The 19,699-nt window shown below is 68.3% G+C and carries 17 protein-coding genes; 10 read left to right on the top strand and 7 right to left on the bottom strand.

Features of this window, described 5'->3' with window-relative positions; translation table 11 throughout:
- The first annotated feature begins 57 nt into the window (after positions 1-57).
- Both MHO01S_RS07150 and MHO01S_RS07145 read left to right on the top strand, forming a co-directional pair.
- On the top strand, positions 58-1,059 hold the full coding sequence (locus tag MHO01S_RS07150) for a glycosyltransferase family 2 protein (protein ID WP_060960933.1): 1,002 nt from the start codon (positions 58-60) through the stop codon (positions 1,057-1,059).
- 36 nt (positions 1,060-1,095) lie between these two features.
- Complete coding sequence (locus MHO01S_RS07145) at positions 1,096-3,018, top strand: glycosyltransferase (protein ID WP_060960934.1); 1,923 nt, start codon at positions 1,096-1,098, stop codon at positions 3,016-3,018.
- 39 nt (positions 3,019-3,057) lie between these two features.
- Here the strand turns inward: MHO01S_RS07145 and glf are convergent, their stop codons facing one another.
- From glf to MHO01S_RS07125, 4 genes are all read right to left on the bottom strand, one after another.
- A complete protein-coding gene (gene glf, locus MHO01S_RS07140; RefSeq protein ID WP_060960935.1) occupies positions 3,058-4,194 on the bottom strand; it encodes a UDP-galactopyranose mutase in 1,137 nt (378 codons plus the stop codon).
- A gap of 61 nt (positions 4,195-4,255) precedes the next feature.
- Entirely contained in the window at positions 4,256-5,485 is a 1,230-nt protein-coding gene (locus MHO01S_RS07135; RefSeq protein ID WP_060960936.1) for a lipopolysaccharide biosynthesis protein, read from the bottom strand.
- Positions 5,482-6,384: a glycosyltransferase gene (locus MHO01S_RS07130; protein ID WP_060960937.1), complete on the bottom strand. Its 903-nt coding sequence runs from the start codon at positions 6,382-6,384 to the stop codon at positions 5,482-5,484. Before MHO01S_RS07130 ends, MHO01S_RS07135 begins: the two co-directional genes overlap by 4 nt.
- Before the next feature lie 50 nt (positions 6,385-6,434).
- Positions 6,435-7,625 (bottom strand): glycosyltransferase family 4 protein, encoded by a 1,191-nt coding sequence (locus tag MHO01S_RS07125; protein ID WP_060960938.1) that lies wholly within the window; start codon positions 7,623-7,625, stop codon positions 6,435-6,437.
- 86 nt (positions 7,626-7,711) lie between these two features.
- Between MHO01S_RS07125 and MHO01S_RS07120 the strand changes: the two genes are divergently transcribed.
- The 3 genes from MHO01S_RS07120 (at position 7,712) to MHO01S_RS07110 (ending at position 10,765) form a co-directional block, all read left to right on the top strand.
- Positions 7,712-8,578, top strand: a complete 867-nt coding sequence (locus MHO01S_RS07120; protein ID WP_060960939.1) for a glycosyltransferase family 2 protein — start codon at positions 7,712-7,714, stop codon at positions 8,576-8,578.
- On the top strand, positions 8,571-9,458 hold the full coding sequence (locus tag MHO01S_RS07115) for a glycosyltransferase family 2 protein (RefSeq protein ID WP_060961034.1): 888 nt from the start codon (positions 8,571-8,573) through the stop codon (positions 9,456-9,458). The genes MHO01S_RS07120 and MHO01S_RS07115 overlap by 8 nt, the downstream gene beginning before the upstream one ends.
- A 170-nt stretch (positions 9,459-9,628) precedes the next feature.
- A complete protein-coding gene (locus MHO01S_RS07110) occupies positions 9,629-10,765 on the top strand; it encodes an NAD-dependent epimerase/dehydratase family protein (protein ID WP_060960940.1) in 1,137 nt (378 codons plus the stop codon).
- On the opposite strand, the gene MHO01S_RS07105 is transcribed toward MHO01S_RS07110, so the two are convergent.
- From MHO01S_RS07105 to MHO01S_RS07095, 3 genes are read right to left on the bottom strand one after another with little or no spacing between them, the layout of a single operon-like run.
- Positions 10,758-11,222 (bottom strand): DUF2304 domain-containing protein, encoded by a 465-nt coding sequence (locus tag MHO01S_RS07105; RefSeq protein ID WP_060960941.1) that lies wholly within the window; start codon positions 11,220-11,222, stop codon positions 10,758-10,760. The two genes, MHO01S_RS07110 and MHO01S_RS07105, sit on opposite strands and share 8 nt — an antisense overlap.
- Positions 11,219-11,965: a glycosyltransferase family 2 protein gene (locus MHO01S_RS07100; protein WP_060960942.1), complete on the bottom strand. Its 747-nt coding sequence runs from the start codon at positions 11,963-11,965 to the stop codon at positions 11,219-11,221. The genes MHO01S_RS07105 and MHO01S_RS07100 overlap by 4 nt, the downstream gene beginning before the upstream one ends.
- A 23-nt stretch (positions 11,966-11,988) precedes the next feature.
- Complete coding sequence (locus MHO01S_RS07095) at positions 11,989-13,932, bottom strand: DUF6541 family protein (RefSeq protein ID WP_157553755.1); 1,944 nt, start codon at positions 13,930-13,932, stop codon at positions 11,989-11,991.
- Positions 13,933-14,076: 144 nt separating this feature from the next.
- On the opposite strand from MHO01S_RS07095, the gene rfbA reads away from it, so the two are divergent.
- Genes rfbA through MHO01S_RS07070 form a run of 5 tightly spaced genes read left to right on the top strand, consistent with a single transcriptional unit; the run spans position 14,077 to position 19,699 of the window.
- Positions 14,077-14,946, top strand: coding sequence for a glucose-1-phosphate thymidylyltransferase RfbA (gene rfbA, locus MHO01S_RS07090; protein ID WP_060960944.1), 870 nt, complete (start codon positions 14,077-14,079; stop codon positions 14,944-14,946).
- Positions 14,946-15,947 carry a dTDP-glucose 4,6-dehydratase gene (rfbB, locus tag MHO01S_RS07085; protein ID WP_060960945.1) on the top strand — a complete coding sequence of 334 codons (1,002 nt, stop codon included), beginning with the start codon at positions 14,946-14,948 and terminating at the stop codon, positions 15,945-15,947. Before rfbA ends, rfbB begins: the two co-directional genes overlap by 1 nt.
- Positions 15,948-16,006: 59 nt before the next feature.
- Positions 16,007-16,918 carry an ABC transporter permease gene (locus MHO01S_RS07080; protein WP_082734293.1) on the top strand — a complete coding sequence of 304 codons (912 nt, stop codon included), beginning with the start codon at positions 16,007-16,009 and terminating at the stop codon, positions 16,916-16,918.
- Between the two features lie 7 nt (positions 16,919-16,925).
- Entirely contained in the window at positions 16,926-18,149 is a 1,224-nt protein-coding gene (locus MHO01S_RS07075) for an ABC transporter ATP-binding protein (RefSeq protein ID WP_060960947.1), read from the top strand.
- A 38-nt stretch (positions 18,150-18,187) separates the two neighbouring features.
- Entirely contained in the window at positions 18,188-19,699 is a 1,512-nt protein-coding gene (locus MHO01S_RS07070) for a polysaccharide pyruvyl transferase family protein (protein WP_157553754.1), read from the top strand.

Genomic DNA, 19,699 nt, shown 5'->3' with positions numbered 1-19,699 from the left:
AGCCTGCGCCGTCCCGCACAGGGGACGCGGGGCGCACCGGGGTAGACTCGTGAGGCCATGGCCTCCATTCCTTCGCGCCACGACGCGGCCCCGAACGACACGTTCACGCCCGCCAGCGCGACGATCGCGATCGTCACCTTCAACCGTTCCGGACTGCTGACGAGGCTGCTCGAGAGCATCACCGCGATGGACCCGAAACCGGGCCATGTCGTCATCGTCGACAATGCGTCGACCGACGACACCACCGCGGTCGTCGAGTCGTTCCGCGATCGCCTGGGCACCGAGCTCGTGTACCGCCGGCTCGACGAGAACACCGGCGGCTCGGGCGGGTTCAGCGAGGGGATGCGCGTCGCGTACGAGCTCGGATCGACCTGGATCTGGCTCATGGACGACGACGTCGAGGTGCTGCCCGACGGCCTGGCGAGGATGGGGGCGTGGGCGCCGCGCTTCAAGTCGATCCAGGGGCGGCGCTACGACTTCGACGGCAGCGAGTTCTACTGGCAGTACCGCGTGGCCGAGCCGCTGGCCATCCCGATCCCGTTCGCGCCCAGCCGCTTCGACGACTCCGGCTACAAGGAGATGAACTCCGGCTGCTTCGAGGGCATGTTCATCCACCGCGACATCGTCGAGCGGATCGGCCTGCCCGACCCGCGCTTCTTCATCTACTGGGACGACCAGACCTACGGTTGGCTCGCGTCGCGGGTGACGACGTCGGTCATCGTCAACGAGTTCGTGCTCCGCCGCACCCGCGAGATCAAGCAGTGGGACATGGGCATCCGACACATGAACGCGTCGAGCAACGCGTACCGCTACTACATCATGCGCAACCGCGCCATCATCCAGCGCTACTACCGCAGCCTCGGGGTCTACAACCCGGTGCTGTTCGGCGTCGGCACCGCGCTGACGTTCGGCAAGGAGCTGATCCGGCTCCTCTTCGTGGAGCGCACCGTCCGGGGGACCTCGAACCTGTTCCGCGGGCTGCGCGACGGCAGGAAGATCGCGCGGGATGCGGAGTGGAAGCCGATGCCGCCGCTGGTCGCGGCACCCGCGGCATCCTGAACTCCCCTTCATCGCTCGCAACGCTCGGAGACTCTCGTGGCCCACATCCTGCAGAACACCGTCCTCCCGACCGAGCGCGACCCCGATCTGCTTCCGCTCTACGTGGACCCCGAGACCTGGACCTCCATCGACGAGGAGCCCGTGCGGGTGTCCAGCCGTGCCCAGCTCGGCAACATCCTGGGCCGCACGACGGCGCGCATCGTCGCCGGGCGGCGCGTCTCCTTCGGCACCTACTTCAACGCGTTCCCCGCGTCGTACTGGCAGCACTGGACGACGGTGCGCGCCGTGACGCTCACGGTGCGCACCACCGGTCCGGCCACGATCCTCGTGTACCGCTCGACCGGCAGCGGTGTGCGCCAGCGGATCGACACGCGCGAAGTGGAGGGCCAGGCCACCACGACGTTCGAGCTCACACTCAATCAGTACAGCGACGGGGGCTGGATCTGGTTCGACGTCGCCGCGGATGAGAAGTCGGCGACGTTCGAAGGCGCCACGTGGTCGACCGAGACGGAGCCGCGTCGCCAGGGCAAGGCGAGCATCGGCATCACGACCTACAACAAGCCCGATTACTGCATCGGAACCCTGCGCGCGCTGGCGGCGAGTCCCGAGGTCCTTCCCCTGTTGGACCGCGTGTTCGTGATCGATCAAGGCGATCGGCTCGTCTCGGCGGAGCCCGGCTACGACGACGTCGCCCGCACGCTCGGCGACACGCTGCAGATCGTGACGCAGCCGAACCTCGGCGGTTCCGGAGGCTTCGCCCGGGCGATGACGGAGACCCTTCAGCGGCCGGAGAGCGACTTCGTGCAGCTGCTGGACGACGACGTCCGCATCGAACCGGAGTCGATCCGGCGATCCATCATGTTCGCGCGGTTCGCCACGATTCCGACGATCGTCGGCGCCCACATGTTCGATCTGCTCGACCGCCCCAAACTGCACGCGTGGGCGGAGGTCGTGGACGACATGCCGTTCATGTGGCGCACCCTCAACCAGGAGCGGATGCCCCATGACTTCTCCGTCGCGAATCTCCGCCAGTCGCCGTCGCTGCACTCGCGCCTCGATGCGGACTACAACGGGTGGTGGATGTGTCTGATCCCGACCGACGTCATCCGTGAGGTCGGGCTCGCCCTCCCGGCGTTCATCAAGTGGGACGACGCCGAGTATTCACTGCGCGCGCGCGAGGCGGGTTTCCCCACGGTCTCCGTGCCGGGCGTCGCCCTCTGGCATGTGTCGTGGGTGGGCAAGGACGACTCCATCGACTGGCAGGCGTACTTCCACGCGCGCAACCGCATCGTCGCCGGGCTGCTGCACTCTCGTGCACCGCAGGGGGGCACCCTGATGAAGCACAGCCGCCGGCTGGACCTCAAGCACCTCATGATGATGCAGTACTACCCCGTGGCCCTGCGCCACCGGGCACTGCGTGACGTCCTGTCCGGTCCCGCGCACATGAGGGCCACCCTCGCGACCGCGATGCCGGAAGCCCGCGCACTGTCGTCGGGGTTCCCCGAGACCGTCGTGCACCGGGAGACGGACACGCCCCTGCGGTCGCGGCGCGGGCGGCTGGTATTCCCGCAGCGCAAGCGCCATCAGATCGACAGCCCCACGGGCCTGCGGCTGCGATGGTTCACGGCATCCACTCTTGCGGCGCACTGGCTCCGTGCACCCCGCCCCGAGAACGTGGCGCAGCCCGAGGTCGAGTTCGGCAAGGACGACGCCCACTGGTGGCGCGTCCCGCTCTTCGACAGCGCCCTGGTCAACGCCGCGGACGGGTCGGGCAAGAACGTCTACACCCGCGATCGTGCGCAGTTCCGTCGGATGCTCATCGACAGCATCCGCCTGCACCGCACGTTGCGTCGGCGATGGGACCGACTGTCCGACGAGTACCGCCGAGCGCTGCCGGAGCTGACCGCGGAGTCGGCCTGGCGCCGGACGTTCGACCTCGACGGCGACGCGGGCCGCTGAGCCCGGGTCGCTCGCTCGGGGCGACAGGCGCCATCGCCGTCAGGCGAGGTGGTTGTTCCAGAGGGAGAGCGCGGCCCCGATCGCCATGTGCATGTCGAGGTACTGGTAAGTGCCGAGTCGCCCGCCGAAATGGACGTCGCGCTCACCCTTCGCGAGTTCGCGATAGGCGAGAAGACCGGCACGATCGTCCGGGGTGTTCACCGGGTAGTACGGCTCGTCGTCGCGCGTCGCGAAGCGGGAGAACTCTCGCATGATGACGGTCTTGTCCGTCGGGTAGCGGTCGGCACGCTCCGGGTGGAAGTGCTTGAACTCATGGATGCGCGTGTAGGGCACGTCCGCATCGGCGTAATTCATGACGCTCGTGCCCTGGAAGTCGCCGATATCGAGCACTTCCTCCTCGAAGTCGAGCGTCCGCCACGACAGCTCGCCCTCCGCGTAGTCGAAGTACCGATCGACCGGGCCGGTGTAGACGACGGGGACCTGACCGACGGTCGACTTCTTGTTCAACGGCTGCGACTCGTCGAAGTAATCCGTCGACAGCTTCACCTCGATGTTGGGGTGGTCCGCCATCCTCTCGAGCCACGCCGTGTAGCCATCGGTCGGCAGGCCTTCCCAGGTGTCGTTGAAGTAGCGGTTGTCGTAGGTGTATCGCACGGGCAGGCGGCTGATGATCTCTGCCGGCAACTCCTTCGGATCGGTCTGCCACTGCTTGGCGGTGTAGTCCCGGATGAAGGCTTCGTAGAGCGGGCGTCCGATCAGGCCGATGCCGCGCTCCTCGAGGTTCTGGGCGGATTTCGGGTCGAACTCCCCCGCCAGCTCGTGCACGAGCGCACGCGCCTCATCGGGCGTGTAGGCCGCCTGGAAGAACTGGTTGATCGTGCCCAGATTGATCGGGAGGGGGAAGACGACGCCCTTGTGAGTGGTGTACACGCGGTGGACGTAGTCGGTGAACGTCGTGAACCGGTTCACGTACTCCCACACGGTCGCGTTCGAGGTGTGGAACAGGTGCGCGCCGTAGCGGTGCACCTCGATGCCGGTCAGCGCTTCGTCCTCGCTGTAGGCGTTGCCACCGATGTGGTGGCGGCGATCGATCACCACGACCTTGCGGCCCGCGGCCGCGGCCCGCTCGGCGATCGTGAGTCCGAAGAAGCCCGAGCCGACGATGAGAAGATCCATGACATCCAATCCCGAGCGCGATGGCGCTCACTTTCCCAGGGTACCGAGCCGACCGGTGAGGTCAGACGTACCGTCTTGCGTAACGTCGGACGTGCACCGCCCGATAGACGGCGAGCGCCGCGGCGACGATCAGGATGCCGAGGATGGCACCGTAGAGTCCGAGCCAGATCACCAGCGCCGCGATGACGGGGATGCCGACCACCGCGGACGCGATCGACGAGAGCGCCAGCTGGCGAGAGCCTCCGAGCGCGACGAGGCCCGAGAGACCGGCGATCTGAGCCACGCATTCGAAGGCGAAGGCGGCGCCGGCGATGACGGCGACCGTCCACGGCACCACGGCTTCGCCCAGACTCAGCAGCGACGACACCGGGGTCGACAGCACCGCCAGCGCCACACCCCCGAGGAGGCCGACTCCGGTTGCGACCTTCACTCCGGTCACCGCTCGGGCGCCCACGGTCGCTCGCCCGGATTCCGGCACCCACCCCTGGATGGCCTGCAGGATCGGGGCGAGGGCGAGGACTCCGTACTTCATCAGCCGATCGATCATGGCGAAGACCGGAACGGCGGCGGGCGCGAAGGCCTGAACGAGCACCGTCGGCGCAGCCGTCCACATGCTGGCCGAGATCGTGCTCGACACTCCTGCGGACTGGGAGCGCAGGATCTCGCGCCACGGAGTCGGGTGCGCGGCCCGACGCGGGCCGTCCTGAGGACGGGTGACGACGTAGACCACGGATGCCGCCACTCCGACGACGGTCAGCGCCGCCGTGCACGCGAGGTACGCGGTCAGCTCTCCGGTGATCGAGACGGCGAACAGGCCGAGCACCTGGCCCACGATGGAGGGCGTCGCGTCGAGGAGGAAGAGCGGGATCGGCCGATTCGTGCCCACGAAGTACCAGGCGGCACTCAGTCCGGCGAACGTGTAGGTTCCGGCGGCGAGCACCGCATTGGTCCACGACTGGCCCGTGAGCTGAGCGCAGAGGATCACGGTGGGCAGGAGCACCACCGCGAACAGCGTCCCGCGGACGGAGAGCGACTGCATGAACACCGCTTTGCGCTCCCGGGGTGCGATGGCCGACACCATGCTCGGGCCCGTCGCCCCCCAGCCGAAGGCGACGATCACCGACGCGAACTGGGTGATGGCCTGCATGACGGCGAGATGCCCCCACTGCTCGGCGCCGACCGTGGCGATCAGGATGGGTAGCGAGAAGACCCCGACGAGCGTCGAAGCGACGATCGAGAGGGAGAACAGAGCGCTCCGGCGCAGCAGCTCGTGGCGGAACAGGCGCCTCATGGGCGTCGCCGGCTCCCCCGGATGGCACGCAGCCGCTCCTCGCTGATGCGACCCGTCACGCCGCGCAGCCCGTCCGAGAGCCCCGCCACGGCAGCCCGCCACTGCGCGCCGCGATCCGGTGACAGCACGACGCATCCGACGACCATCTCCGCCATCTTGCGGGTGCGGAACAGCATCCAGCGCCGGCGGCGACGACCGAACACGCGGACGAGGATGGTGCTGTTGCGCACCATGTAATAGGTGCGGAACGGAGCGTGGTACAGGACGTGTCGGGGCTTCCCGGCGATCACGAGGTGACGGCCGAAGACCGTCAGGGGCACCAGCTCACCCAGTTCGTGGGCGATCTGCGCACCCGCCGCCACCACGAAGTGCAGGCCGTGCTCTTCGGCCCGGATGGAGAACTCGGAGTCGACCGCGTCGATGAACAGATCGGAGCGGTACGGTCCGACCTCGTCGAGGACCGACATCGGGATCAGCTGGCCGGCCTGGATCGGATCGAAAGCGAACCCGTCACGGAGCAGGACGCGCTGGCCGCCGACGAACTCGGGCACGACGGCCGCGACCTCCACCCCGGACGCCGCTGATGCCGCGAGGATGCGCAGTGCGCCCTCGACGTACCCGTCGGGGGCGGACGAGTCCTGATCGAGGGTGAGCACGTGGGTGGCACCGAGCTCGCGTGCGCGCTGCACCCCCTCGTTCAGAGCGTTGCCGATGCCCGAGTTCTCGGCGATCTCGACGATGTGCAACGAGGGGAGCTCGAGGCCGAGCGCCGCCGTCGAATGGGTCCCGTCATCCACGAGGACGACCGCATCGACCTGCTCCCGGAGGGCGGTCACGCGAGCAGCGAGGGCCGGCGGCGCGTGGAACACGGGGATGACGGCGATGACGAAGTGGGACACAGGACTCCTCGGCCGCTCTCACTGGAAAGGAGCGGGATTTTCATCGTAGATCAGCGTGTTCGTGGGAACCCTGCGTACAGGCCGCGGAGGCGTCGGTCGAACGCGGTCACTCCGTAGCGGCTCTCCGCCCACTGCTGCGCGCGACGGGTGCGGGCCGAGCCGTCCGCTGCGAGGGCGCCCACGACGGAGGCGGCGAACTCGTCGGCATCGTCCGTCAGCCCGGCGAACAGGTCCGCGTCGCCGATGCCCTCCGCGCCGACGGGCGTCGCCACGACGGGCACTCCCCGCACCATCGCGTCGATCGTCTTGAACTTCACGCCGGCGCCGGTGAACAGCGGGGCGATGAAGACCGACGCCTCGGCATAGGACGGCTCGAGGGACTCGAGATACCCCGTGAGCGCTGCTCGATCCGCGCGCGCGACCATGCGCTCGAGCCCCGGCCGGGCGTGCGCGCCCGCGACGACGAGCCGCGCAGACGGCACGGCACGCAGCACCGCGGGCCACACCCGTTGCAGGAACCACTCGATGCCGTTGTGATTGTCCGCGCGGTTGAGCGCCCCGGTGAACAGCACGATCGGCTCCGCCGCGTGCGGCGCGCGGGCCGGAGCGGTCCCTTCCGGCCCCAGGCCCGGGAGAACGACCTCCACGGGAGTGCCCGGTGAGAGCTCGCGGGCCAGATCGGCGTCCTTCTGACTGAAGACGATCACGACGTCGAGCTGCGCCAGCGACCGCTGCTCGCGGCCTCTGCTGCGGGCGGCTGCGACCCGGTACGCACTGCTCAGCGGAGCTCGTGCGGCCGCTGCGGCGCGCTCCCAGCGCTGCGTGATCACGTCGTGCGCGATCCCCACCAGGAATCCGTCCGGCATCCGGCGCCGTACCGGCTCGGCGAGGGCGAACATCTCCGACCACTGGAACTCGATGACGTCGGCCCGGTGCAGCCGATCCCACACCGCGGCATCCGGTCGGCGGAACTCGTTGCGCACGTTTCGCGTGACCGCGCTTCCCGCCCAGGCGGCCTCGACGTCGGCGACGGGCTTCAGCCGGCCTCCGGCGAACAGTCCACGGCCGCGCATCAGAGCCACCGATGCGACGTCCTCGACGCGTCGAGACGCGTCCGCGTTGTCCGTCGTCAGCGGAGCGGTCGCATCGATCGCCCACTCCGACGCGAGGGCGCGGTAATGCGCACCGACGTAGCGGCCTCCCGCATGGGCGATACCCGGGTACGGGATATACTTCGTCAAGCTCGCAAGACGCGGAGGCTGCGCCTCGCTCGACTCCGAAACCACGCTTCACCTCTCCCACGACGCGCTCTGACAGCGACCACTTTATGGAACAGTACGCGACGATTGTCATCAGCTACCGACGCCCTGATCTCCTGCGTTCGGTGCTGGCGAAGCTGGCGGAGCAGACGGTCCCGCCCGAGCTCGTCATCGTCGTCGACAACGCCGGCGACCTCGACGAGGACGTGCTCCGCGAGAGCCCTCTGGCCCTGCGCACGCACCTCATCCGACGACCGGACAATCCCGGCTACTCCGCGGCGGTCAACGAATCTCGCCCGTTCGTGCGTGCCGCCGACATCGCTCGGCTGCTCGTTCTCACGCACGACGCGGAGTTCTCGCCGGAGCTGGCGGCCGAACTGCTGGTCGCGGCGGCCTCGCCGGCGGTCGGCGCCGCAGGACCGTTGCTGCGCCGGGCGTCGAACCCGTCGACCGTCTTCTCGGCGGGCGGGCGGCTCACGCGCAACGGGCGGGCATGGAACACCGTGGCTCCGGCCGCGGACGCGCCCTACCCGGTGGACTGGGTGGACGGCGCGATCGTCATGTACAGGACCGATGCGCTCGATCTCATCGACTGGCTCGACGAGCGCTACTTCCTCTACTTCGAAGACGTCGACACGGCATGGCGGATGCGGCGTGCGGGACGCCAGACCGTCGTGGTGCCGTCGGCGCTCGCCGCCCAGGATCCCGGCGCGCATCCGATGTATCTCGGCATCCGCAACATGGTGCTCTTCGCACGCCGCGCCGGCATTCCCGGGTGGCGCTCGGCGCTGGGCGTGGCGCGCCGCGTCGCCGAGGAGAGCGCCTTCCGCGTGCTGCACGGCCGCCGCCCGGATGTGCTCGATGCGTGGCGCGGGTGGCGCGACGGCCGTCGCGGACGGACCGGACACCCCCCGGCGAGGTCCCGCCGTGGCTGAGTTCGACATCCTGCTGCCGTTCTACGGGCCGTCGGATCAGTTCGAAGAAGCGGTGCGCAGCGTCCTCGCCCAATCGCACGGCGACTTCCGCCTCCTGTGCGTCGACGACCACTACCCCTCCCTGGAACCGCGCGACTGGTTGTTGTCGCTGGGCGACCCGCGCATCGAGTACGTGCGCAACGACCACAACCTCGGCGTCGCCGGCAACTTCTCGCGCTGTCTGGAGCTCGCGGAGGCGGACTGGTTCGTCATGATGGGCGGCGACGACATCATGCTGCCCGGGTACCTGGAAACGATGTCACGACAGCTGCACGCTCATCCCGGTGTCGACATCATCCAGCTCGGCGTGGAGGTCATCGATGCCGGCGGCCGGCCGAGCCGACCCCTGGGCGACGTCGTGAAGGCGGTGCTGCGCCCGCGTACGCGCGGCGCATCCGTTGTCATCGAGGGAGAAGCGATGGCCAAGAGTCTCGCGCGGGCGGATTGGGCCTACTTCCCGTCCCTCCTCTGGCGCACCTCGACGGCACGGCGGATCGGGTTCGACACCACGTTCGCGATCGCTCTGGACCTCTCCCTGCTGCTGGACATCGCGCTGGACGGCGGGCGGATGCTCATCGCCGACGACCTGGTGTTCCGATATCGGCGGCACGCGGCGTCGGCGTCCGCGGCGGGGACGCACGGGGATGTGCGCTTCACCCAGGAGGCGATGCTGCTCGACGCGTATGCGCGCCGGTTCGCCGCACGGGGATGGCACGGCGCCGCGCGGACCGCACGGGCGCGACTCATCCCGCGGCTGAATGCCCTCGTGTCGGCCGCGGCGGCGCTCGCCCGCGGACGAGGTTCACAGGCACGGCGCTACCTTCGCCACGTCTTCGCGTAGCCGGCGGCATCTCGCCGCCTCGCGAACGGGCAGGGAGGGGTCGGGCCCGCGATGCGGTGACGATTCAGCGGTGACGATACAATCGAGACTCGCGCACGTGTTCGCGTATCGAGCCGACGCCCGCTCCCGCGCCGCTCGGCGGCATCCGTCCTCGCCCAGGAGAACCACACATGCCCGACCACGTCCTCATCACCGGCGGCGCCGGTTTCATCGGCTCGCATCTGGCACGCTCCTTCGTGCGGGCCGGGTGCACGGTCACCGTGCTCGACTCGCTCATCGAGCAGGTGCACGGGCCGGATCCGGAGACCACCTCACCGCTGCTGCGCTCGCTGGACGGTGTCGCGGAGGTTCGCCGTGGATCGGTCACCTCGATCGAGGATCTGCGCGACGCTCTGCGCGGCGCGACGATCGTGGTCCACCTCGCCGCGGAGACCGGCACCGGACAGTCGATGTACGAGATCGACCGCTACGTCGACGCCAACGTCGGCGGGACCGCGAAACTCCTCGACCTTCTCGCCAACGAACCGCACGATGTGCGGCGCATCGTCATCGCCTCGTCCCGCTCGGTGTACGGCGAGGGCTCGTACCTGACACAGGACGGGCGCGTGGTCTATCCGCCGCACCGCGCCGAGGCCGATATGGCGGCGGGCGACTTCGAGGTGCACCTGGCCGGCGAAGGTCCTCTGCGCATGGTCCCGACGGACGAGAACGCGCGTCTGCACCCGTCGAGCGTGTACGGCATCACGAAGCAGATGCAGGAATCGCTGGTCATGACCGTCGCGCCCACGCTCGGGATCGAGCCGGTGTCGGTGCGCTATCAGAACGTGTACGGCCCCGGCCAGTCACTGACCAACCCCTACACCGGCATCCTCTCGATCTTCTCGACCCTTATCAGGCAGGGCAAGGAGATCAACATCTTCGAGGACGGTGCGGAGAGCCGCGACTTCGTGTACATCGACGACGTCGTGGAGGCGACCTTCCTCGCCGCCACGCACGCCGACGCGGCCGGAGGCGTCTACAACGTCGGCTCCGGGGTGGCGACGACCGTGATCGACGTCGTTCAGGCCCTGTTCTCCGCGTTCGGCACGGAGGTGCCGGTGCGGGTGTCCGGGAACTACCGACTCGGCGACATCCGCCACAACGTGGCCGACACGAGCGCTCTACGAGACCGACTCGGTTTCACACCGTCCGTGCCCTTCGCCGACGGTGTCCGCCGCTTCGTCGACTGGGTTCGTGCCGAACCGACGACGGACGACGCCTACGAGCAGTCGCTCGAGGAGATGGCTCGCCGGAAGCTCCTCAAGTAGTCGAGCCGTCGAGACCCCGACGATCACCCGGACCGGGTGATTCGTCGTCCCTCGCCGCGGCGGCCGACCCGTCGCCCCGTGTCCCGAGGTCGGCGCGTTCACGCTCGAGGAGAGCGAGGCGCGCGGCGAGGCCCTGGATCTCGGCGCGGGCGATGGCGGCTTCCTCGGCGAGCCGACGGATCTCGTCCTCGGCCTGAGACAGCTCCCACGACAGGTGGAGCGAGACACCGAGGAGAAGGACGATGCCGAGCGCGAAGATGAGGTTCGCCGGCACCTGGACTCCGAGCACGCCCGCAAGCCCCAGGAGCAGCTGGGGGAAGACGCCGAGGATGAGGACGGCGAAACCGATCACCAGCCACATCGCCGCATACTTCTCACGCAGACGACGAGCGAGCAGCATCCACACCACGATGACGAGGATGAGGACGGCGAGGACGATCCCGACGAGCACGATCATGCCGCAGCCTCCCCGACGGGACGACCTCGCGTCGGCGACGGACGGCGTGTGATCGCCAACGCGAGCGCGAACACCGACCGCAACAGGTACATGCTGGCCCCGATGGGCCCCTGGCTCGGAGTTCCATGAGCTCGGGGCCTCATGGCGACGGGCACCTGCGTGACCGTCAGCCCCGCGTGACAGGCCGCCACCAGCGAGTCGAGCGTGTCGCCGAGGTACTCCGCGGGGTAGTACTTCACGTATTGATCGATGGCGCGCGCGTTCGCGGCACGGAAACCGCTCGTGACGTCCGTGAGTCGGGTCTTCGCCACCCCGGACACGACGCGCGCGAGGACGATCATCGCCCAGCGCCGCGGGCCGCGCACCTGGTAGTCACCGACGTCGGCGAACCGCGCGCCGATGGAGATGTCCGCGTGCTCCAGTCCCTGCAGCACCCGGGCGATGTCGGCGGGATTGTGCTGCCCGTCGGCGTCGACCTGAATGGCGCGCGCGTAGCCCCGGCGCTGCGCGTAGGTGAAGCCGGTGCGCATCGCACCGCCCACCCCGAGGTTGAAGGGAAGAGTCAGCACCGTCGCTCCCGCGGCTCGCGCCTGCGCGGCCGTGTCGTCGGTCGACCCGTCATCGATGACGGCAACATCGAACGACGTGTCGCTCGCGCGGATCTCGCGCACGGTGGGGCCGACGCTTCGAGCTTCATTCCATGCCGGCACAATGACGAGCACGCGTCCCTCGGTCGAGCCCATACCCGCGATTCTATCCACGGACCTCACGGGCCCTCCTGTCCCTCGCACGCCACGATCTCGTAGAGACGCGCGTCACCTTGCTCGTCGACCAGACGCACCGCGGGCGACGTGGCGAGATCCTCGAACCCGGGGTAGCTGTGCGTTCCCGGAAGGATCTCGCGGGTACCGAAATCCAGCACGAAGCGCGTGTGCGTGCGATCGAGGGCCGCGCAGACGGCGTCGCCCGCGCGAGCCGAACGGAGACCGTCCTGGATCGTGCGGATGTCCGGGGACACCTCGGACAGTGTGTGCGGCTGCAGCACCTGACGCCCCGCGAGCGCGTAGGCGAGCGCGGTGCCGGTCCAGGGGTTTCCTGCGATCACCGCCCCCTCCGGCACCCGGTCGCCGAGCCGCTCGAGAAGCGCGTACTCGTCCGAACTGATCAGCAGGGAGTCGGGCGCGATGCGGTACACGGTGTTGACGAAGGACGAGACCGTCGCGACGGGGCCCGTGAGGACCAGGGCGATCGCGGCGACGCCCGCCACGCTCCCCACGGCGCGCACGGCGCGTCCGACGCGCACCCCCGAGGCATCGGCCGGCCGCTTGAGCATCCTCCAGACCCACTCCGTTCCGAGGGCCGCCAGCGGCACCATCGTCATCGGAACGATCGCGGCGAGACGCGGGATGTTGTTGTACCAGCTCCCTGTGAGGACGTCTCGCAGCGGTTGATAGGTGAACGATGAGACCACGACGAACAGCCCGGCCGCGACCACGTACATCGACAGCGCGACGAAAGCCTCCGGACGGCGCGACACGGCCGTGGCGACGATCCCGGCGAGCACCGCGACCGCCACGACGACGGAGGGCGACGCGTACCACATCGATGCCGTCAGCACTTGGCCGACGGCATCCGGGATCGACAGCGTCGGGGGCCATCCACGGGCGTCTGCCGGCGGTCGCAGCACCTTGAGCAGCAGGAGACCGACGCCTGCATAGGCCACGAAGCCGAGCACGACCAGGATGCGCCGACGCCCCGCGGTCCGCCGGAAGAGCCGCCACGCGAAGAGGGTGACCATGGGCAGGGTCAGCGCCAGGACGACGACGAACGCACCGGGGTGCGCCAGTGACAGCCCCGGGAGCGTGCCGAGGAAAATGAGCGACCACCAGGTCCGCGGCATCGTCGTCCGCGCACCGAAGCCGAGCGCCTGCACGGCCGCCGCGAGCGCCACCGGCACGAGAGCGAGACCCAGCTGGAAGGGGAAGAGGACGCCGTAGTCCATCAGCAGGAAGGGGAAGGCGGGCACCCCCACGGCGGCGACCACCGCGGCGACAGACAGCACCCGCCCCGTCCCCAGGAGCGTGCGGGTGAGCAGGAGGGCGCCGAGCGGCCAGATGACGGCCGAGACGACCAGGGTGACGGCGTTCACGCCGATCGGGATGGCCACACCGGTCAGCGTGATCACGAGCGAGACGAGAGCGTGCCACGCCGCCGGATAGAACGGCAGCGTGCCCCCCGGGTTCGTCATCCGTCCGAGGTTGAACGACGAAGCGTTTCCCGTGTCCAGGACATATCGGACACCGTTGAGATGGAAGATGTTGTCGAAGGTCTGCGAGAAGTTGGTCGGCTCCCCGATCGCGACGCAGACCCGCCAGACGAGAAAGCCGCTGCCCAGCACGATCGCGGCCAGCACCCAGAAGTCGGGGCGCGAACCCCCCGCCTCCGTCGACGGTCGCACCCACCTCCGGCGGATCAGCGTCAGTGCAACGGCCAGAATCGCAGTGAGCAGGATGAGGGGGACGGGCGACCAGACCAACCCGACCCACGGCGCGGTGACGGAGGCGAGCGCGATCGCCGTCAGGGCGAATGCCGGAGCCGCGGCACACGCCCACAGTCCGCGCAGGCCCACCGCCCAGGAGAGCACGCCGCCGACGACGGCGAGGACGGCGAGGGCAGCGAGCACGGCAACAGCGAGCAAAAGCCAGGTCACGGGGTGAAGTCCTCGGGAGTCGTGTCCGCTCGATTCTCGCGGATCCCATCCACACTAATCGTGCGGCCTGGAAGAACACCGACGCGCGCCGCGTCCGCACGTTCTGCGGAGAGAGACGACCGCCGTCTGGCAGGATGGGAGACCATGAAGGGCATTATCCTGGCGGGCGGCTCCGGCACCCGGCTGCACCCCATCACCCTCGGGGTGTCGAAGCAGCTGGTTCCTGTGTACGACAAGCCGATGGTCTACTACCCGCTGTCGACGCTGATGCTCGCGGGCATCCGGGACATCCTCGTCGTGACCACCCCCCATGACGCGCCCTTCTTCGAGCGGCTCCTGGGCGACGGTTCCCAGTTCGGGGTGAACATCTCCTTCGCTCAGCAGCCGTCGCCCGACGGCCTCGCCCAGGCGTTCACGATCGGCGCCGACTTCATCGGCACCGACAAGGTCGCGCTCGTCCTCGGCGACAACCTCCTCTACGGCCCCGGACTGGGCACGCAGCTCAAGCGGTACACGGACGTCGACGGCGGCGCCGTCTTCGCCTACTGGGTCGCCGAGCCCTCCGCGTACGGTGTCGTCGAGTTCGACGCCGAAGGCAGAGCCGTCTCGTTGGAGGAGAAGCCCGTCGCGCCGCGCAGCAACTACGCGGTACCGGGTCTCTACTTCTACGACAACGACGTCGTGGACATCGCCCGGAACCTGCGGCCGTCGGCGCGCGGCGAGTACGAGATCACCGACATCAACAAGGCCTACCTGGAGGCGGGAAAGCTGCAGGTGGAGGTGCTGCCGCGCGGAACCGCGTGGCTGGACACGGGTACCTTCGACCAGATGACGGATGCCGCGGACTACGTGCGGACGATCGAGCGCCGCACCGGTTTGCGGATCGGGGTGCCGGAGGAGGTCGCGTGGCGGCAGGGGTTCCTGTCCGACGCGCAGTTGAACGAGCGGGCGCAGAAGCTCGTGAAATCGGGCTACGGCACCTACCTGCTCAGCATTCTGGAACGAGGACTCTGATGGCGCGCAAACTCCTGGTCACCGGTGGTGCCGGTTTCATCGGTTCGAACTTCGTCCACCACGTGATCGCGCACACCGACGATCACGTCACGGTCCTGGACAAGCTCACCTACGCGGGCAACCTGGCGTCGCTGGCGGGCCTGCCGGCGGACCGCTTCTCTTTCGTGGAGGGCGACATCGCCGATGCGGCGCTGGTCGACGACCTGTTCGCCGGGGCGGATGCGGTCGTCCACTACGCCGCGGAATCGCACAACGACAACAGCCTGAACGATCCGCGTCCGTTCCTGGACACGAACATCATCGGCACGTACACGCTGCTGGAGGCCGCGCGTAAGCACGGGACGCGCGTGCATCACATCTCGACCGATGAGGTGTACGGGGACCTCGAGCTGGACGACCCGGAACGGTTCACCGAGAACACCCCCTACAACCCCTCGTCGCCGTACTCGTCGACGAAGGCGGGCTCCGACCTCCTCGTGCGCGCCTGGGTGCGCTCCTTCGGCGTGCAGGCGACCATCAGCAACTGCTCGAACAACTACGGCCCGTACCAGCACGTCGAGAAGTTCATCCCGCGCCAGATCACGAACGTGATCCGCGGCATCCGTCCGAAGCTGTACGGCAAGGGCGAGAACGTGCGCGACTGGATCCACGCCGACGACCACTCCTCGGCCGTGCTCACGATCCTCGACAAGGGTGTCATCGGCGAGACGTACCTCATCGGCGCAGACGGCGAGAAGGACAACAAGACCGTGGTCGAGCTGATCCTCGAGCTCATGGGTCAGCCCGCCGACGCCTACGGCCACGTGACCGACCGTGCCGGCCACGACCTGCGCTACGCGATCGACTCCACGAAGCTGCGCACCGAGCTGGGCTGGACGCCGCAGTACCGCGACTTCGAAGCGGGGCTCGCCGCGACGATCGACTGGTACCGCACCAACGAAGCATGGTGGGCAGCCGCCAAAGACGGCGTCGAAGCGTTCTACGCCAGCAAAGGACAGTGACCCGCGGACGGCCTCGTTCTCAGGCTGGCGCACAGGCCCCACCAGGTAGACTCGCAAGGATGTTTGCTTCAGACCGGGATGCTGGTGAGCGGATGCGCCGCCTCGCGGCGATGCCGCTCGAGGAGGTCGGCGGATCCCACGGCCGCCGCTCATCCGTCGGAGCCCTGCGCAACGTGCTGTCCCGGCGTGAGATGCTCGGTCTGCTCATTCGCCGCGACCTCAAGGCCCGCTACAAGGACTCGACCCTCGGCTTCTTCTGGTCGACCGCCCGGCCCCTCATCCAGCTCGCGATCTACTTCGTCGTCATGGGGCAGTTCCTCCAGGCGGCCAAGAGCATCCCCGATTTCGCCGTGTACGTCTTCGCCGGCCTGTCGGCCATCGGACTGTTCACGGAGATCATCACCGGAGCGACGAGCTCGATCCTGAACAATGGCGGCCTGGTGAAGAAGGTCTACCTGCCGCGAGAGATCTTCCCGCTCTCGAGCGTCGGATCGGCGTTGTTCAACTTCGGCATCCAGCTGGTGATCCTCCTCGGCGCGACCCTGCTCGTGGCGAAGCCGCCGCTGCACCTCCAGTTCCTCTACTTCTTCCCCGCTCTCCTGGTCCTCGTCGTCTACGCGACCGCGTTCGGGCTGCTGTTCAGCGCGGTCAACGTGTACCTGCGCGACACGCAGTACCTCGTCGAGGTCGTGACGATGCTGCTGTTCTGGGCGAGCCCGGTCGTGTACTCGTGGGAGATGGTGCGCAACCTGATCTCGAGCCCGCTGCTCCTCGAGGTGTACACCAACAACCCGCTGACGCTCGCCGTCCTCGGATTCCAGCGCGCGTTCTGGGTCGCCGGTGAAGCGCACGTGTGGCCCGGCGAACTCATGCTGCGCCTCCTCGTCGCGCTCGGGATCGGGCTCGTCCTCCTCGTCTTCTGTCACCGCACCTTCGTTCGCCTGCAGGGCAACTTCGCCCAGGAGCTCTGAGCCGGCCATGCCTTCCTCATCCCGCGACCAGGACGACGTCACGCCTCCCGTGGTGGCATCCGTCGAGCACGTCTCGAAGCGATTCGTCATCCGCAAGGACTCCTCCATCAAGGAGCGCATCGTCACACTCGGCAGGGCGGGCAGGCGCCATCGGCAGAGCTTCTGGGCCCTCGACGACGTGACGCTCGACATCCGCGCCGGCGAGACGATCGGACTGATCGGTCACAACGGGTCCGGCAAGAGCACACTGCTGAAGATGATCGGCGGGATCATCGAACCGACATCGGGAACGGTGCGCGAACGGGGTCGCCTCGCGGCGCTGCTCGAGCTGGGCGCCGGCTTCCATCCGGATCTCACCGGCCGCGAGAACGTCTTCCTCAACGCCTCGGTGCTGGGGCTGAGCCGTGAGGAGACCGAGGCGCAGTTCGACGACATCGTCGCTTTCGCCAACATCGGCGATTTCATCGATACGCAGGTCAAGTTCTACTCATCGGGCATGTACGTGCGTCTGGCGTTCGCCGTGGCGGTGCACACCGACCCCGACATCCTGCTCGTCGACGAGGTGTTGGCCGTCGGGGATGAGGCCTTCCAGCGCAAGTGCATGGACCGCATCCGGCAGTTCCAGCACGAGGGACGCACGATCATCCTCGTCAGCCACTCGTTGGATCAGGTGGTGGATCTGTGCGGACGCTCCGTCCTGCTGGATCACGGGAAGATCGTCTACGACGGCAACCCCACCATCGCGGTCGCCAAGTTCCGAGACCTCCTCGAGGAACGGCGTCTGGAGGAACGGGCGACGGATGCGGCCAACGCGCGGACGGGTGGCGCAGCCGTCACGACGGTCGTCGCACGTGCGGGCGATCCCCGCTCCGGAGGAGCGCTGCGGCGCGGTGACGACCTGGAGATCGTGGTCACGGTCGCCGCCGACCACCTCGACGACTGGGCCTGCCGAATTCAGATCGACGACAAGATGGGCCAGAAGGTCTATGTCACCGGAACGGACTGGCTGGGAGTGGCGCAGGAGCCGCTGTCCGGGGAGCGGGAGGTGCGCTTCCTCCTGCGCGCACCCGCGTTCGGCGGTGGAAAGTACTTCGTCAACGCGGCGCTGCTGAACGACCAGGGTCAGACCCTGCACAACGTGATGCAGGCGACGTCGTTCAACGTCGAAGCCGACCCCCACGCCATCGGATTCTTGAGCATCCCCGTGGAGGCATCGGCTGCAGGTCGGTGAGGCCGATGCCCCGCCGAGGAAACGGATAGGGTAGGTCGATGTCCCTCTCGCCAGCCACCACCCGGCGCCGCATGCTGCATTTCGTCAGCCGAGTCGACGACAGCAACGCCGGTGACCGCGTGGCGAGCCCGCTCACCCACTACGCCGAGCGGTTCGCCGCCTTCCCCTTCCGACGCCATGACATCCGCTACATCGACTGGGACGCCATCCGCGACGACGACGTCGTGATCCTCGGCGGCGGCGGCATGTTCGACCACACCGAGTTCATGAACCGCGCGATCAATCGGCTCCTTCGCGTCGGTGCGCCCGTCATCGCGTGGGCGCCGGGGTTCAACACGCACTTCGGCCTGTCCCCCTCGTTCCGGACGCCGATCGACTTCGATCGATTCACGATCCTCACGGTCCGCGACTTCGAGAACGAGCACGGCATCCCCTACCTCCCGGATGTGACGTGCGTGATGCCGCAGCTGCGGACGACGCACGAGATCCGCAGGCGGTTCGGAGTCGCGCACCACAAGGACTTCCCGCTGGACTTCCCCGGCCATGACGCGATCTCCAATGAGGCGAGCGTGGAGGAGATCCTCACCTTCATCGGTGAGAGCGAGATCGTCGTGTCCAACAGCTATCACATGATCTACTGGGCGACCTTGATGGGCAAGCGCTGCCTGAGCCCCGGAGGCTTCTCCACGAAGTTCGACGGGTTCGAGTACCCGCCGACGTTCATCGATCCGGGCGAGGATCTCGAGGATGCGGCGAGGAGAGCGCGCCCCTACGACGTCCTGGACGCCTGCATCGAGAAGACCGATCTCTTCCTGGAGGAGGTCCTCGCCGTCGTCCGCGCACACGTGCCCGAGGGCGTCACACCTTGGGACGCCTACGATCTGGCGACGCGGGCGGCCGAGGCCGAGCAGCGCGCACGCGATCTCCGGCTTCTGCCGGGGGACATGGTGGCCTCCAAGCTGTTGATCGACACCGGAGCCGGATTCACGGACGACCAGCGTATCGACGCCACGAACAACGTGTTCGGCGACGACCGGATGACGGTGACGTTCGATCTCTCCGCCTACACGAACATCGACAGCGTCCGCTTCCACCCCCTGGACGGATGGGTCAGCCGGATCTCGGTGCTCTCCGCGGTGTCGGACCTCGGCGACGCAGCGCTCGTTGCCGAGGGCGCGTCGTCCGCGGACGGCGTCGACACCTTCCTCACGACGAACCCGTGGTACCTGTCGTCGGCGCCGGTGGCGGGAACCCTGGAGATCTCGTTCCATCTGGAGCTGGTCCCGAAAGCGGAGACGGAGTGGAACATCCTGCAGCTGGACCGCCTGGCCCGCATCCGCACGGCAGAGCGCGACGCCGCCACCGCGGAGTTCACCGAGACGTATGAGCAGTTGATGGGCACGGCCCGCGAGCTCGACGATGCGCGATCGGAGCTGCGGGAGACCCGGTCACGACTCCAGCGCATCGAGCAGAGCCGCGCATGGCGGGCGACGAGGCCCGTCCGGGCCGTCGCGCGCCGTCTGCGCGCTCTTCGAGATCGCCGTCGGTGA

This window comes from Microbacterium hominis NBRC 15708 (genome assembly GCF_001592125.1).
GTDB lineage: Bacteria > Actinomycetota > Actinomycetes > Actinomycetales > Microbacteriaceae > Microbacterium > Microbacterium hominis.
The sequence above is the reverse complement of the archived record's forward strand: the minus strand, read 5'-3'. Positions and strand labels throughout refer to the sequence as shown.